At 43.2% G+C, this 14,582-nt stretch carries 14 protein-coding genes; 3 read left to right on the top strand and 11 right to left on the bottom strand.

Annotated elements, in window-relative coordinates; translation table 11 throughout:
- Positions 1-106: 106 nt before the first annotated feature.
- From LCL89_RS13085 to LCL89_RS13070, 4 genes are all read right to left on the bottom strand, one after another.
- Positions 107-337, bottom strand: a complete 231-nt coding sequence (locus LCL89_RS13085) for a hypothetical protein (RefSeq protein WP_197318338.1) — start codon at positions 335-337, stop codon at positions 107-109.
- Positions 338-400: 63 nt separating this feature from the next.
- Positions 401-784, bottom strand: coding sequence for a carbonic anhydrase (locus LCL89_RS13080; RefSeq protein WP_224810454.1), 384 nt, complete (start codon positions 782-784; stop codon positions 401-403).
- A 55-nt stretch (positions 785-839) separates the two neighbouring features.
- Positions 840-2,552: a DNA-binding protein gene (locus LCL89_RS13075; protein WP_224810453.1), complete on the bottom strand. Its 1,713-nt coding sequence runs from the start codon at positions 2,550-2,552 to the stop codon at positions 840-842.
- A 56-nt stretch (positions 2,553-2,608) separates the two neighbouring features.
- On the bottom strand, positions 2,609-3,562 hold the full coding sequence (locus LCL89_RS13070) for an MBL fold metallo-hydrolase (RefSeq protein ID WP_224810452.1): 954 nt from the start codon (positions 3,560-3,562) through the stop codon (positions 2,609-2,611).
- Positions 3,563-3,693: 131 nt separating this feature from the next.
- Between LCL89_RS13070 and LCL89_RS13065 the strand changes: the two genes are divergently transcribed.
- Entirely contained in the window at positions 3,694-4,071 is a 378-nt protein-coding gene (locus tag LCL89_RS13065; RefSeq protein ID WP_224810451.1) for a hypothetical protein, read from the top strand.
- 50 nt (positions 4,072-4,121) lie between these two features.
- Here the strand turns inward: LCL89_RS13065 and cydC are convergent, their stop codons facing one another.
- From cydC to LCL89_RS13045, 4 genes are all read right to left on the bottom strand, one after another.
- Entirely contained in the window at positions 4,122-5,831 is a 1,710-nt protein-coding gene (gene cydC, locus LCL89_RS13060) for a thiol reductant ABC exporter subunit CydC (RefSeq protein WP_224810450.1), read from the bottom strand.
- Complete coding sequence (gene cydD / locus LCL89_RS13055; RefSeq protein WP_224810449.1) at positions 5,828-7,558, bottom strand: thiol reductant ABC exporter subunit CydD; 1,731 nt, start codon at positions 7,556-7,558, stop codon at positions 5,828-5,830. Before cydD ends, cydC begins: the two co-directional genes overlap by 4 nt.
- Positions 7,559-7,664: 106 nt before the next feature.
- Positions 7,665-8,231 (bottom strand): P-loop NTPase family protein, encoded by a 567-nt coding sequence (locus LCL89_RS13050; RefSeq protein ID WP_224810448.1) that lies wholly within the window; start codon positions 8,229-8,231, stop codon positions 7,665-7,667.
- A 20-nt stretch (positions 8,232-8,251) separates the two neighbouring features.
- Positions 8,252-8,971 carry a nucleotidyltransferase domain-containing protein gene (locus LCL89_RS13045; RefSeq protein ID WP_224810447.1) on the bottom strand — a complete coding sequence of 240 codons (720 nt, stop codon included), beginning with the start codon at positions 8,969-8,971 and terminating at the stop codon, positions 8,252-8,254.
- A gap of 170 nt (positions 8,972-9,141) precedes the next feature.
- Here LCL89_RS13045 and LCL89_RS13040 point away from each other — a divergent pair, with 170 nt between their 5' ends.
- Positions 9,142-9,864, top strand: coding sequence for a 3-ketoacyl-ACP reductase (locus tag LCL89_RS13040; RefSeq protein WP_224810446.1), 723 nt, complete (start codon positions 9,142-9,144; stop codon positions 9,862-9,864).
- 436 nt (positions 9,865-10,300) lie between these two features.
- Here the strand turns inward: LCL89_RS13040 and LCL89_RS13035 are convergent, their stop codons facing one another.
- Entirely contained in the window at positions 10,301-11,650 is a 1,350-nt protein-coding gene (locus LCL89_RS13035) for a S8 family peptidase (RefSeq protein ID WP_224810445.1), read from the bottom strand.
- Between the two features lie 240 nt (positions 11,651-11,890).
- Between LCL89_RS13035 and LCL89_RS13030 the strand changes: the two genes are divergently transcribed.
- Positions 11,891-13,063: a DUF3179 domain-containing protein gene (locus LCL89_RS13030; protein ID WP_224810444.1), complete on the top strand. Its 1,173-nt coding sequence runs from the start codon at positions 11,891-11,893 to the stop codon at positions 13,061-13,063.
- A gap of 41 nt (positions 13,064-13,104) precedes the next feature.
- Here the strand turns inward: LCL89_RS13030 and trxB are convergent, their stop codons facing one another.
- Both trxB and arsC read right to left on the bottom strand, forming a co-directional pair.
- On the bottom strand, positions 13,105-14,058 hold the full coding sequence (gene trxB / locus LCL89_RS13025) for a thioredoxin-disulfide reductase (protein ID WP_224810443.1): 954 nt from the start codon (positions 14,056-14,058) through the stop codon (positions 13,105-13,107).
- A 96-nt stretch (positions 14,059-14,154) separates the two neighbouring features.
- Entirely contained in the window at positions 14,155-14,577 is a 423-nt protein-coding gene (gene arsC / locus LCL89_RS13020; protein ID WP_224810442.1) for an arsenate reductase (thioredoxin), read from the bottom strand.
- Positions 14,578-14,582: the final 5 nt, after the last annotated feature.

Raw genomic sequence — 14,582 nt, 5'->3', positions numbered from 1 at the left:
AATCCGTATTTTACAGGATTCCTCTTCCCGTCTCAAAAAAGACATCCATTAAAAAAGAACAGGACGAAATCATAAATGATTTCGTCCTGCATTCCCTGCGCACATGTTAAGACATCACAGCCTTACTGTAGCTGCACAAATATTGATAACACTCTTCGATTGTACTGACACAATCATGAATGCCTTCCGTTTCAATTTCATAGAGGTCATAACGGTTTTTCGTAATCGTAAAAGGGCGGATGTGGACAGTCGTTTGTCCATCAGAAAACTTCTTCAACTCCAGGTAAATAGGATCTACATCATTTCCCAACAGGTCAAACCAACTTGTCTGCTCCATATCTCCCGCTCCTTTATCCTTACTTATCCGAGTAAGTATTCGATATCGAGCTGGAAAAACCCTTTATTGCTCTACAACTTCCACTTGCCATTCTTCATTCACATACAGTCCAATGACTTTGCTGGATGGACTCCACGCTTGAATGACTTCAACTGAAGATTTGATCTGGTCAATTTTGTCATCTTTGTCTGCTGGATTTCCTGCACAGTCAAAGTGGCCGGCCACGGCTATGACTTCTGATCCGTGTTTTTCAGTCGAAACCTCGATCTTGGATTGGATCGATTCTTTCTCTTTGTCTGTTCCTCTCAAAACGACACGGGTAGGACCAGCCTCCGTAATCATATCGATGTAATCGACACCATATTCTTCTTTCATCCAATGAATGACGGGCAGTTGCACTCTCCCATCCATACAATTAATCGCTGTTGCAAATGTACCGTTTGCCATTTTGTATCCTCCTCAATCAATTGATTTACATTCTTATGATAGCACAAGTTTTTTGTTACTCGCTGATTCCTTTTATGCTCATTTCTTCAACAGTGGCAGTTCCATTTTGTCTTATGCGGGCCTTCAAGTCGACTTCATCGCCTTCCTTGAGGAATATAGCCAGCGGGGCTTTGCTTGTCGTGACCGTATAAATCGTCGTTTCCCCTTTCAAGAGGAATTGGACCGCCTGTCGTTCATCCGTGGATGTAACCAGCACACGATTGACTACTCCACTTTTATCTTCCAATTCAGCACTGCTTCCACCTTCGATACTGCTTGGGTCTTGAGCAAGCTGCAGACGATAAGCATTCAGCGTCTGCTTTGCGGTGTCTCCGAAGACAGCGAAATCGGAATCATTCGCTTTGATATAAGCATAACGCTTAAATAGTCCGTTCGGATCGAGGACGTTTACGATCCAAGTCGGATGACCATCGATATTGTACAGAACCGGCATGGAACCTGTCCATCTTTTTTCTGGAAACTCTTTATTGACGATCTGCTTTGCACCTTTACTATCCATAATACCGTTGTTTTGTTTTCCATTATAATAAGTCAGCTCTCCGGTACGAGCGTGTATCAGTGTATACCCTAGAGCTGAATCAATGTTTTCTTTCGGAGAGGCCATATCTGTGAAGTAATACATCTCTCCATCTTCACCGAAGATCGGGGTTACACTACTTTCTGTCCCAGATTCATTAGGGATTTTGACATCTTTTTTGCCAAAAATAGAATTCAGCCAGCCGTTGACATATTTACCGAAGTATTCATTTTCCAGTGCAGCCAGTTCTCCACTGACTGAACCTTCAATGAAGTCAGGAGCTTCATCAGATTCATAAGTTTCCACCGAACCTGAAACAGGGTCTACGACAGCCACTTTGATTTCTTTCATGTCTGGTCTATTGGAAAAGAATAGTGGTTTATAGATGGTTTGGATGTACCATGGCTTCCCTTCATCATCAATTTCAATTTGTGCTTCTCCACTTTGAATGTGATCCGGGTGCTTACTGTACACGACACGTTGGACATTGTGGTTGAAGAAACTTGAATTAGTATATCTCATTTTCTCCTGAATGAATTCCGGCTGCGCATTCACATTCGTTGCAGGGATTGAGAAATACCCTTCCGTCTCTTTCCCTCTCAAATACCTCCAAAAGCTTGTGAACTCAACAGGAGCGACATAAACGATTTCGCCATCGACTCTTTGAGCCTGCAGCTTGCCTAAATCATAAAACTGCGTGTTCGGAACCACGCTCATCGCCTTTTGAACTTTATTTCTGGCCGATTCCGGAGCGACAGAAATCGGAGTATTTTCTTCATTCAAAGGGCGGGCTTCTTCTTCCTCGCTTTTAGGAATGGATTCGTAACTATCTTCCAATGCAAAAATACTATAAACAAATACACCGATGATGGATAGAGCGACTACCAACAGAACGATTCCGGATAATGACTGATACGCGGTTTCGTAACGGACTGGTATTCTGGCTCCTCCATAAACGGCAGGCACGAGAATGACTGCTACTACAACATTCAATAAAAGCATATTCGGTACTGTAATCGGAGGCATGAACACATAAACGACGATAGACATAATGACTGTACCGAATACGAATAAACCCAACGCATTCTTCCAAATCATCTTTTTTCTCATCCGATTTTTAAATGCTGCAATCAATACCAATAAAAAATAAAGCAGAAATGATAATACTGCGGTCGTTAATATCCCTATCATACTTTTCTCTCCTACTTGTTATTCTCTTGAAGGGCAGGGATAGGTTCAAAGTAAGCCTATTTGCTACGCTTATTCAAATAATCCAACAGTCCCATGGCGCACACTTCAAGGTCAATTTTCAATATTTCATATACACTGTGATCATCGGGAATCCCTTCATCCCTTAAATAGGAGGAGATGGTTTGATGGAGTCTTTCTGCTACCCCCTCGACCCCTTCTCCTTCTTCATGAGCCTTCTCAGCGGTTTCAACAAAAATAGGAATCCAGCTTTCGACCTGTTCCATAGCTTTTTCAGGACGTCCAGTTTCACCAAAATGGCCGAAGAAAAGCTTTCTTGGTTCCATGTTCCGGAAACGTTCGATAGACCGCAGCATAGCATCCGGGTCAAATTGATTGGGGGATGTGGTCGGCAAATAGAACGTAAGGCCATAGTCCTCTGTTTGATGATATTGAATGCCAGCTGTATCTCCTATGAACAGTCCCTTACTTTTTGAATCATATATCCCGATATGATGTTTTGCATGGCCGGGAGTATCCAAAAAGGTCAGCGAACGGTTCCCACCAACATCCAATGCCTCCCCTTCCCTGACCGAAATCAATTTTTCTTCAGGAATCGGGAGGATGGGATCAAACAACTCATCAAATTCTTCTCCATAAACCATCTTCGCTCCCTTAATCAATTTTGAAGGATCGGCTAAATGCCGTATACCTCTCTCATGGACGAATACTTTTGCATTGGAACATTCTTTCACAAGCAGGCCTGCTCCTCCTGCGTGATCGAGATGAATATGGGTCAAAATGATATTCTCCACTTCTTCAGGCTGTATAGCTAACTCTTCCAGACCTTTTAAAACCCGCGGGACGGAAGGGCTTGGTCCGGTTTCTATCAATGTGGTTTTTGTTGATTTCAAGACATATGTACCTGTCCGCCCCTCCCAGCCCAAGTCATAACCATCGATCAAATGAATATCCTCACCAAGCTCAATCGGTTCCCTATGCTTCAAAGTCATCACCTCTCCTTAGTGTTATTTCCAGTTTACTAAAGATTACCGGATAAGCCTATGAATCTGAATGTGTGAAAAATTTTTAGCAACTTATGAGGCTTGGGTGAATATCATGGTTGGTAAGGAGGTGGCGATCGATGACTGACGAACGTATGATGCATGAACAAAATGGGTATATGAATCCCTCCCATGGTAATTGCAATAAGTACAAGGACTATCATGTCATGGTTCAACTGAAAGATGGAAGTTCTGTAGATGGAATCATTATTGATGTTAAAGAGGACAAAGTGACGATCTTAATCAGTGAAGATGTCATGGTGGATGAAAATGGGGAAACTTCAGAGCACCGACAATATGGTTATGGCGGGTATGGTGGATATGGACGCCGCAGAAGAGCACGTCGATTCCGACGCAGGGTCTTACCGTTAGCAGCTTTGACAGCCCTGGCTCTTTATCCATACTTGACTCCATACCCTTATTATCCATACCCATATCCATATCCTTACTATTACTGATGGATATTGCGTCCCCTCCAGGCTCTCAAAGCTTCGAGGGGTGTTTTTATTCACGTGCTGAATACACTTTGTTCGATTTGTTTCATTTCATAAAAATACCCTTGCTTCTCCATTAATTGTTCAAAAGTACCCGATTCAACTATTTTCCCTTCATCTACGACTACGATCTGGTCCATTTTTTCCAACCCAGTCAACCGGTGACTGATGAGTACTAAAGTGTCTTTTTGTGCCAGATTGAATATCTCATCGTAAATACCCTTTTCCGTCACTGCATCGAGAGAAGAAGTCGGCTCATCCAGCATCCATAAAGACCCGTTTTTCAGCATGGCTCTCGCGATTGCAAGCCTCTGCTTTTCACCTCCTGAGAGATTCTCTCCTTTTTCTAAGACTTCTCCTTCCAAGGCAAACGCATCCAACCCCACTTTTTGTAAGATCGTGTTCAACATTTCGTCAGATGCTTCTTCTTTGGCAATTTTCAGGTTGTCTCGAATGGATCCGTAAAAGAAATGATTTTTCTGAAGTACGACACGGCTTTGCTCCCAAATACTCTCAGGTTCCGTCAAACTGCCGGCAATATCATCGAACCACACTTCTCCTTCATCCGCTCTAAGAGCCTGCAGCAGCAATTGAAACAGGGTGGATTTCCCTGAGCCGCTGCTTCCTATGATGGCTGTCTTCGATCCTTTAGGGATTTGAAGGTCAATACCCTTTAAAGCAGAGCGTTCTTCCCCCGGATAGGTATAGGAGACATTCTCCAACGTGATGCCAGGTGCCTGATGGATCTGGACTCTCTCCCTGCTCTCTATTTCTTTTTCCTCTGTTATAGAAAACAACCGCTTCGATGCCTGCTTGTTTTCCTCCAAGTGACCTGGAAGCACGGCCATCGGTGTTGCATTTTCAAACACGGTAAGAGAGATCATGACCAGCATGGCTAAAAACAGTCCGTTCAATTGACCGGTACTCACAAGAAATGCCCCTGCTGCAAGTACAAGCCAGGAAACCATCAGAGTGATCATTGTATTTACAGAGTGATTGTAAACCAGTTGTTTCCCCTCACCCTCCTGTTCTCTGACATAGGTATCGGAAGCCTCTTCCAAAACGGATTGCTTCTGTTCCACCTGTTGGTAGATCTTCAAATCTCTAAATCCATAGAAAAACTCTGCCGCTTCTGTAGATAATGACCCACGTGATTCCCTGATCATCCGCTTGACCTTCCTTTGACGATAAGAGAACCATAAGGGGATAAGAAAACCTGTCAAAATCAACCCTATGACCAAAATCAGAGCGACAGAAACAGAGAAAATCGTAGTAAAAGCAATGGTTGATAGAAAAATGACAATCATGACGATGGGTGGGTAGAAGACTCTCAGAAAGAAGTTCTGCAGACTTTCCACATCTCCTACGATTCTTGAAAGCAGATCCCCGCTCCGATACTTATGAAGAACCTTTGTTGCGTAAGGTTCCAACCTTTCATAAAAAGTGACACGGATCTTGCTCAGCATCGTAAATGTAGCTCTGTGGGAATAGTAACGCTCTGCATACCTTCCCAGCGCACGTATGAAGCCAAACAGTTTCAGGAATGCAATCAATACCGTCAAAGCGTACAAAGGCGGGAGAAGCGCTGCGCGCGAAATCAGATATCCACTGGAAGCAAATAATCCTACAGCAGAAATTCCAGCTAAGAAACCGAACAAAACAGATAACCATACGTCCTTTTTTTCCTGTAGAACGATCTTTATGACTTCTTTCAATTCTTTCATGCTGAATTGCCTCCTTGCTGCACGTTCACCATATCCCTATATTCCTGGGCTTGCTTCAACAATTCCTCATGAGTTCCAGAAGCGATCAGTTCTCCTTTATCAATTAAGAAGATACGATCGGCTTTCTTGATCGTGTGCAATCGGTGAGCTACTGTGATGATTGTTGCGCTTTCAGATAACTTTTCCAAGGAATCTTGTAAAACTTGTTCCGTTTTTAAATCAAGCCCTGTGGTAGGTTCGTCGAATAAGATGACAGAAGGATTTTTCAAGAACACTCTCGCAATTGCCAGTCTTTGTTTTTCCCCTCCTGACAATCCTCTTCCTCCTTCACCTACAAACGTATGAATACCCTCTTCAAATGTATCGATCAACGAAGCCAGGCCGGCTTTTTCTGCGGCTCGTTCAATCTCTTCGTCTGTATAGGTAACCGTTGCCCCAATAGCTATATTGTCAGCGATTGTACCTGAAAAGATATACGGATCTTGAGAAATATACCCGATTTGATCGAACCATTCTTTTTCATGGTAAGAGAATAAGTTTCTTCCCTGCACCTCAATCTTCCCTTCCCCCGGCTTGATGATCCCAGCTATCAGATGAAGCAACGTAGACTTTCCTGCACCACTTCGCCCAATGATAGCTGCTTGAGAATACGGTGGAATAGAAGCGGTGATGCTTTTGATAGCAAACTTATTTCCATAGCTGAATCTGACCTTGTCCAGGTTGATTTGTGGAGGAGCTTCTTTATTTTCTATTAATGCTTCCCCCCACTCCACCTTATTGGCGTCACCTTCCAACTCTTCCATCAGTTGATTTGCGGCCCCACTACTTCCGCGCCCCGTATGAAAAGCACTGCCGAACTCTTTTAGAGTCAAATAAAATTCAGGGGCCAATATCAAGATGAAAAATGCCGGGAAAAAACCAATACTTTCATAAACGACCAGTCGAATAGCGATTTCCAATGCGATGATTCCGATGCTTAACATAGAAATGAACTCGAGCATCAAGGAGGAAATAAAAGCGACTTTAAGGACTTCCATCGTAGCATCACGAAAACCTATACTACTCGATTCTATGTCGTCTTTCTGTCGTTTTGAACGACCGAACAACTTCAATGTCAGAAGCCCTTGCAACGTATCTAAAAACTTCCCGGAAAAAGCCGACAACTGTTCCATTTGCTCTTCTGATTTCTTTTTTGTCATTACCCCTACAATTGCCATGAAGAATGGGATGAATGGGGCCGTAACAATCATGATCAACCCGGAATAGATGTGCTGTGTAAACACGACCACCAGGATAATAATAGGAATAATAGCTGTTTGAATCATTTGCGGTATATAACGGCTGTAGTAACCATCGACTTCATCCACAGCATCCATAAGGACACTTACTTTACGTCCGGATTGGCCCTTCAAGGAAGATAAAACGGGATTTTCGGCATATTTACGAATCAATCTTTTTCGGAAATGCTGTTTCGCATGAGAAGCTAACTTAACTCCCGTGTGACCATTCAGCCATGTGAACAGTGACCTTCCCATTAAAACGAGCAGTAATCCTGCCAATAGTGGGAGGACGCTTTCGAATGATCCCCCCTGCAGAAAGATTCGATCGACGACTGCTACAAAAAAGTAGGCTTGACCGACAATCGTCAGTGCGATGAATACAGAAGTAAGCACTAATATCCAAATTTTCTTCTTCTCTTCAAAAGCTATTTTGCTGAGGTGCTTCATCTCTATAAAAACTCCTTGTATCCAAGATCAATTGTGAACTATTTCACATTATATATCCATTATAATTCATGAAGCGTAAGAACTCTAAAAAAACAACTTGTGCTTTTCATTTTGACCGAACCTCATTCCCTGCATACTCTTCGTCATCACTCTGCAATCGAACCCTTTCCAAAAAGCTATGTATCTCTTTCTTATCTTTCAAAACAATCACTTTTCTTTCAGATTCTCCTTCTTGAAATTCGTCCATGAGTTTCCGCATCTTTTTCTTTCTCGGGTAATAAGTCGTGATGATAAATTTTAAAAAGTCAAAGTCTAACTTTTCTTCACACCCTTCCCCAAGATCCCAGCGTGTCCCTCCTCTATTATTCCACCAGCGTTTGAAGACTCGATATAAACAAGTCAGCAAAGGAAGTTCCAAGTAGATAAGGGTATCTGCACGTCGGATTCGTATATCAATAGTCGTTCTATAATTCCCTTCTATGATCCAATTTTCTTCTACGGCAACTTCTTTTTGTCTTTGAGAAAATTCTTCTAAAGAAGCTTGATTCCACCCTGGTTTCCAAAAGAAGCGGTCCAAATGGTAAACATCAATGTTCAACAATTCCCCCAGTTCTTTTGCAAAAGTGGACTTTCCTACTCCTGCAGAAATACCGACGACCATGATTCTTTTCACTTTTACCCCCACCCCCGGAATCATTCTTTTCCTATAGAAAAACCATCGAATAACCGACCACCATAAGGTTCTAACACTCGATCCACTAATGTGATGATTTTTTCTTTATCATTCAGTTTGTAATAACTTTCAAATGTCTGGATGAAATGATTAGCAAATCTTGAATCATATTCTTTCAAAGTACGCATCATCCATTTAGAAGATCCGACCCATTGGTTGTTCGTACGTAAGACGAATTCACATGCAAGTGACATTAAAGAACTGGCTATAAATAACCCTTCAGCTCTGTTTTTACAGCCTATAAAATCATCCAGGGCATCCGTTATGAAGTATCTTTTCATTTTTATTTCTTCTTCAGACCATCTCTTCGGTCCTTCTTTTATCAGTTCTTCCGCTTCTTTTTTTATTGGCGCTAAGAATGACTCCCCTTTCAGGATTTTACCTTCCATTACCATTCGCGGCATTGACGGGCGGGCACGCTCCTTATCTTCATTGAAAAATTTAGTATACGAGGTTGAGTTATGTACGAACACTTCTATCGGCCAGCCGAATTCTACTAGAGACTCTCTATACGAGGTCTTAAACCGCTCATCAAAGATGACTATGTCAAGGTCCGATGTCTCGGTACTTTCTCTTCGTATTACACTACCTGCTAAAAGCGCCGCCTGACAATCCGGGTGGTGCTTCTTTACAAATTCAGTTGCAGCATCGACAGGTGGCAATTTTTTTCGCTTAGACACCTCATCACTCCTCATTACAGTATGAGATAGATAAATAAACTCAACGTTGTGAGATTCAATCTTACCACAAACTGAAAACGCTTTTTCATTCCCACAAGTCTATTGTTTGCTTCGTATGGTTGGTAAATTTACACTGATTAAAAGATCAATCATTGAAAGGATGATTCAACATGGGACAGTCCATCAGAGGAAAGATCGCTTATATCACCGGCGCAGGAAAAGGGATAGGAAAAGCTACAGCACTTGAATTAGCCAAAGAAGGGGTTCATCTCGGGTTGCTGGCCAGGACGGAAGATGATCTGAAAAAAGTCGCTGAAGAAGCTGAAGCTCTCGGGGTGAAAACAAGTATTGCACCTGCGGATATTTCTTCTTTGAATGAGGTGGAACAAGCGATTGAAAATATGAAAGCAGAACTAGGTCCTGCAGATATTTTAATCAATAATGCTGGAATCGGATCAAAAGGACAGCTACTGGATGCAGCCCCTGAAGAATGGAAGAAGACATTTGAAGTTAATGTGTATGGGACTTATCACGTTACACGAGCTGTGCTTCCCCATATGATTGAAAAAGACCAAGGGGACATCATCAATATTTCTTCCAGCAACGGATTGAAAGCGACAGCCGGCTCCTCTGCTTACAGCGCTTCAAAGTTTGCTGTCCAAGGAATGACGGAAGCTTTGATGCAGGAAGTTCGAAGAAACAATATACGGGTGAGTACCCTCAACCCAAGTTTAGTCGCTACGGAGCTGGCATTTGGAAGTCAAATGGATAACAATGACAAAGAGAAGTTCATGCAGCCCGAAGACCTTGCCGAATACATGGTATCGTTGCTGAAATTGAATCAGAGAATCTTCATCAAACAATCCTTGCAATGGGCGACAAATCCTTTTTAATCTGGCTGTTATAGCATCATTTCAAGACTTATGTAAAAAGATGCCGGTTTTAGTGAGATAGCCGCTTGTCACCATCAACTGAGGTCAGCCTTATACATTCTAAAAGGCCGCCTCTTCAAAGTAGAAGAGTTAGAAAGATCACAACCGAAATCCGTTACACCAACAACGAACGGGATGGTAGGGAAAACAGGTAGACTCCTTCGGGAAAAGGAACAAGGTGAGACCCCGGAGAACGAAGTTCGATGAGGCTCAAGCGTCCCTCGCGGAAAGCGTACTGTTTTCCCTGCCATCCCATGCTCTGAGTAAATAAAGGAACGAACACCTAATCTCTGACGGGGACTATTTAGTAATCGTTTAAAATATCAACAACAGACTTTAACAGAGCCAAAAACAAAAAGACCATCCCGATCTGGATGGTCTTTTTGTTTTTCTCTTTTTATTTAACTGCTGCTGCCGCTCCTTGTTCTGCTTGCTGGACAGCTTTGAATGCATCCACATAACCTGCTCCGACTTCATGATATTCATATCCAGCCATAGGCTCAGCCGTGTTCTGCAGAAGATTCAACGCTTCATCAGGAGATAAGCTTGGATTCGCTTCTTCCATCAAAGCGATGATTCCAGAAATATGTGGTGTCGCCATACTCGTACCACTTGATGTCGTGTAACGAAGAAGGTGTTCTGGAGCGATATAATTTATATCTTTTGTCGCTCCTAATGTATTTATAAAGAACCCTGTAGATGATTTAGTTGCTACAATGTCTACACCTGGAGCAGTAATGTCCGGATGTAACAATGGATCTCCAGCTACACCACGGGAAGAGAAGTCAGCTAACTGCTTATCTTTCGTTCCTGCCGCCACAGAAATGACCCACGGTGCTGCGGAATATGGATTCAATGTGTTGTCTTCTGGACCTGAATTCCCTGCTGCAAAGGTTACAGTCATACCTTTGTCATGTGCCGTTTTACTAGCTACATTGATCGGGTCATTTGGGTCGTACTCCCCAGTCGTTCCCCAACTGTTACTAATGACGTCAATGCCATATTCTTCTTGGTGCTCAATCGCGTAGTTGAAACCTTCCAGTGCCCATAAAACGCTGATTCCTTCACCGGCACCAATTCCAACGATTTTCGCATCCGGGGCAACCCCTTTGTACAATCCGTCACTTGCTTCACCAAGACCTGCAATCGTGCCTGCTACGTGAGTTCCGTGACCAGAGCTTGTGTCCGTGTTAGGTACATTCTCTAAATAAAGTCCACTGTCTCCAAAAAGACCGCCTCCAACAAGGAGTTGAACGTTTTGTATAACTTTCGAACCGAATGGCAGGTCTGGGTGTGTACCATCTACACCGCTATCGATGACGGCGACTGTCGTACCCTTCCCTGTATAACCTAAGTCCTGCCATACACGTTCTACACCGACTAATTCCCTGCTGTCTCTCAACAAGTATTCTAAATCTTTATTCGGATGAATCGAAACAGCATCGATTTGACTATTTATCAAGTTTTCAATTTGAAGTGCTGTGCCTTGAACTCCTACCACAGGAAGTTCACTGAATGTTTTTAACGTCAGCCCGAATGACTCCAGTAAATCCAGCTGATCCACCGTAGGATTCGTCTCGTAGGTAATGATGGCTTCTGTTTCTGTAGAATCTTTCACTCGGTCAAGTAAATCAACAAGCTGAACATCAACCTTTAGTACGCTTGCTTCTGCCTTATTCGAGTGGAAAGGCAAAAATGATGCCAGGACTAAAATGAATACGAATGATAGTTTGCTTAATAACTTCATGTCTACCTCCGACCGTGCAAATTTACGCTATGTAAAATATTGGAGCGCATACATAAAGTATAAGGGGGTACGGACAAGTTGTGTATTGGGAAAGTCACGATCATTATCCCCTTTTAACAGAAGATTACAGACCAAACATTCCCAACATATTTAGTCCATTTGTAATATACCCTACTTCCTTTTATAACCGCTTCCATTACAATGAAGACAACTAACCGTTTATTCTGAGGAGGCTGCGAGATGAAGATGATGTATTGGGTTTTGGTTTTAGGAATCACTCTTTTGGTTTCTGGCTGTAACGTGAATCAGTCTCAGGATATGAATAGATTGGATACAAGCGTGGTAGAATCTGAAACAGAACTTCCAAGCAGGCTTGAAAACCTCTCAAAAGATTGGAAGACAGATTGGAGCAAACATACAATCCCTTATGAAGAAATCATCTCCGGAGGGCCACCAAGGGACGGCATCCCCTCTATCGATGATCCCAAGTTTCTCTCTGTCAAAGAAGCGAGCGAATGGCTCGCCCCGACCGAACCCGTAATGGTGGTTGACATCAATCAAGACGCCCGAGCTTACCCGCTTCAAATTCTTATATGGCATGAAATTGTTAATGACACAGTCGGTGGAAGACCCATATTAGTCAGCTATTGCCCTTTGTGTAACTCTGCGATCGTCTTCGACCGTCAAATTAAGAACCGAACCTTCGAATTTGGAACCTCCGGACTGCTGGTCAACTCTGATTTAGTCATGTATGACCGAACCACGGAAACTTTGTGGCAGCAACTGACTGGTGAAGCGATCGTCGGTGATTTAGTTGGAGAAAAGCTTAAAATGTTGAATTCAAACCTAGTCAGCTTCAATGATTTCACATCCGCTCACCCAGATGGAAAGATCTTATCCAGGGAAACAGGCTATGATCGAAAATACGGCCATAACCCTTACCCTGGATATGACGGTCGTCAAGAGTCTTACTTTCAAACAGGGCAGGACCTCGGCCGCCTCCCTGCCATGGAACGCGTCGTAAGCATTTCAATGAACGGAATCGATCGAGCCTATCCTTACTCTTTATTGAAAGAAAAAAAGGTGGTTAACGATAAGATCGGTAACCAGGAGGTTGTCATTTTCTATAAAAAAGGGACAAATTCCGCTTTAGACTCCCAAGTGATCGCAAATGCCGAAGACGTCGGTTCAAGTGGTGCTTTCGATCCGTCAGTGGATGGCAAAGCGTTGAGATTTGAATTGAAAAATGGAGAGATCGTCGATCAGCAGACTCACAGCACGTGGAATATTCTCGGGCAGTCCACTTCAGGCCCGTTAAAAGGTAAGCAATTGAAGGCTGTTGTTCACGGCGATCACTTCTGGTTCTCCTGGGTGGCCTTCAAACCGGAAACGACTATATACTCTGTTGAATAATAAGAAACCCCACGGATGTATTCATCCATGGGGTTTCTGGTCTACTCAGATAAGTTTTGACTCCAATCAACGGCCGCTTCACCTTCTAAAAACCTTTCTGAATCCATAGCTGCCATACAACCTGTTCCGGCAGCGGTAATGGCTTGTCGATACTTCTGATCCTGAACATCTCCGCAGGCAAATACACCTTCAATGTTCGTATTCGTCGTTCCCGGTTCAACAAGAATATATCCTTTGTCATCCATATCGATTTTGCCTTTCAGAAATTCAGTGTTCGGATTGTGGCCGATGGCGACGAAAATGCCGTCCGTTTCAATCAATTCCTCTTCGCCGGAATCATTATCCTTCACTTTTAAACCTGTAATCTTCATACCATCCGAAACCATTTCCACAGGGGTTTTGTTCAGAGCCCAAGTAATTTTTTCATTGCTCTTGGCACGATCCTGCATGATTTTTGATGCTCTCAATTCATGACGGCGGTGTACGATCTGAACTTCACTGGCAAACTTGGTCAGGAAGTTGGCTTCTTCCATGGCCGAGTCTCCGCCGCCTACAATCACGACTTTCTTGTCCCTGAAGAAGAACCCATCACATGTCGCACACGTACTTACACCTTTTCCGAGGCTTTCTTTTTCACCAGGGATATCCAGCATTTTAGCTGAAGCCCCGGTAGAAATAATTAACGTTTCAGCTTCAAGTTCTCCAAGGCCGTCCACACTGACTTGGAAAGGACGTTCATCAACATTCACATCAGTCACCCATCCCCGTTTGAAGGTCGCCCCGAACCTTTCCGCTTGTTTCTTCATATTGTCCATTAAATCTGGGCCAAGAATACCTTCTGGAAAACCAGGGAAGTTTTCAACGTCTGTCGTAAGCGTCAATTGGCCTCCCGGCTCGGGACCTTCAATCACTAACGGCTCCATATTCGCTCTCGCTAAGTAGACCGCTGCAGTCAATCCTGCAGGACCTGTCCCTAAAATAATGGATTTGTACATTGGAATGAACCTCCTATTAAAAAAATCGCTTCTTTTTACACAATTTCTTACTCGAGCTTTCATTCATCAAGCAGGGCAGGAATGGACAGGGGATGTTTACTTCTCTTCCTCAGCAAATTTTTGAATGCGTTCACTGATTTCATCACGCACTCGCTGGAAAACACTCCACTTTTCCTCTTCTGTCCCCTCAGCTTTTGCAGGATCATCGAACCCCCAATGGTAGCGTGTCACATTAGATGGGGTGACTGGACACTTATCATTCGCATCTCCGCATAAGGTAATGGCATAGGCAGCCTCGTTCAGGATTTCCCCGTCGATGATATCGGATTGCTGCTCACTTATATCTATACCCACTTCCTGCATGGCTTTAACAGCGTTAGGGTTCAAACCATGAGCTTCAATACCCGCAGACAAGACTTCATATTTGTCTCCGAGGTATTTCTTTCCGAATCCTTCAGCCATTTGGCTGCGGCATGAATTCCCTGTGCATAGAAAGTATAGTACTGGTTTTTTAGACATTTTTA

It is taken from the genome of Halobacillus yeomjeoni, from assembly GCF_020171525.1.
In the GTDB taxonomy this organism is placed as follows: domain Bacteria; phylum Bacillota; class Bacilli; order Bacillales; family Halobacillaceae; genus Halobacillus; species Halobacillus yeomjeoni.
Note: the sequence above shows the minus strand (reverse complement) of the source record. Positions and strands in the feature narration are given on the sequence as shown.

What these genes read in the sequence shown, in the direction of transcription:
- cydC (WP_224810450.1), bottom strand. Translation starts at nt 5,831, where the DNA reads ATGAAAGAATTGAAAGAAGTCATAAAGATCGTTCTACAGGAAAAAAAG.
- LCL89_RS13065 (WP_224810451.1), top strand. Translation starts at nt 3,694, where the DNA reads ATGACTGACGAACGTATGATGCATGAACAAAATGGGTATATGAATCCC.
- LCL89_RS13085 (WP_197318338.1), bottom strand. Translation starts at nt 337, where the DNA reads ATGGAGCAGACAAGTTGGTTTGACCTGTTGGGAAATGATGTAGATCCT.
- LCL89_RS13040 (WP_224810446.1), top strand. Translation starts at nt 9,142, where the DNA reads ATGGGACAGTCCATCAGAGGAAAGATCGCTTATATCACCGGCGCAGGA.
- LCL89_RS13080 (WP_224810454.1), bottom strand. Translation starts at nt 784, where the DNA reads ATGGCAAACGGTACATTTGCAACAGCGATTAATTGTATGGATGGGAGA.
- LCL89_RS13030 (WP_224810444.1), top strand. Translation starts at nt 11,891, where the DNA reads ATGAAGATGATGTATTGGGTTTTGGTTTTAGGAATCACTCTTTTGGTT.
- arsC (WP_224810442.1), bottom strand. Translation starts at nt 14,577, where the DNA reads ATGTCTAAAAAACCAGTACTATACTTTCTATGCACAGGGAATTCATGC.
- LCL89_RS13070 (WP_224810452.1), bottom strand. Translation starts at nt 3,562, where the DNA reads ATGACTTTGAAGCATAGGGAACCGATTGAGCTTGGTGAGGATATTCAT.
- trxB (WP_224810443.1), bottom strand. Translation starts at nt 14,058, where the DNA reads ATGTACAAATCCATTATTTTAGGGACAGGTCCTGCAGGATTGACTGCA.
- LCL89_RS13075 (WP_224810453.1), bottom strand. Translation starts at nt 2,552, where the DNA reads ATGATAGGGATATTAACGACCGCAGTATTATCATTTCTGCTTTATTTT.
- cydD (WP_224810449.1), bottom strand. Translation starts at nt 7,558, where the DNA reads ATGAAGCACCTCAGCAAAATAGCTTTTGAAGAGAAGAAGAAAATTTGG.
- LCL89_RS13035 (WP_224810445.1), bottom strand. Translation starts at nt 11,650, where the DNA reads ATGAAGTTATTAAGCAAACTATCATTCGTATTCATTTTAGTCCTGGCA.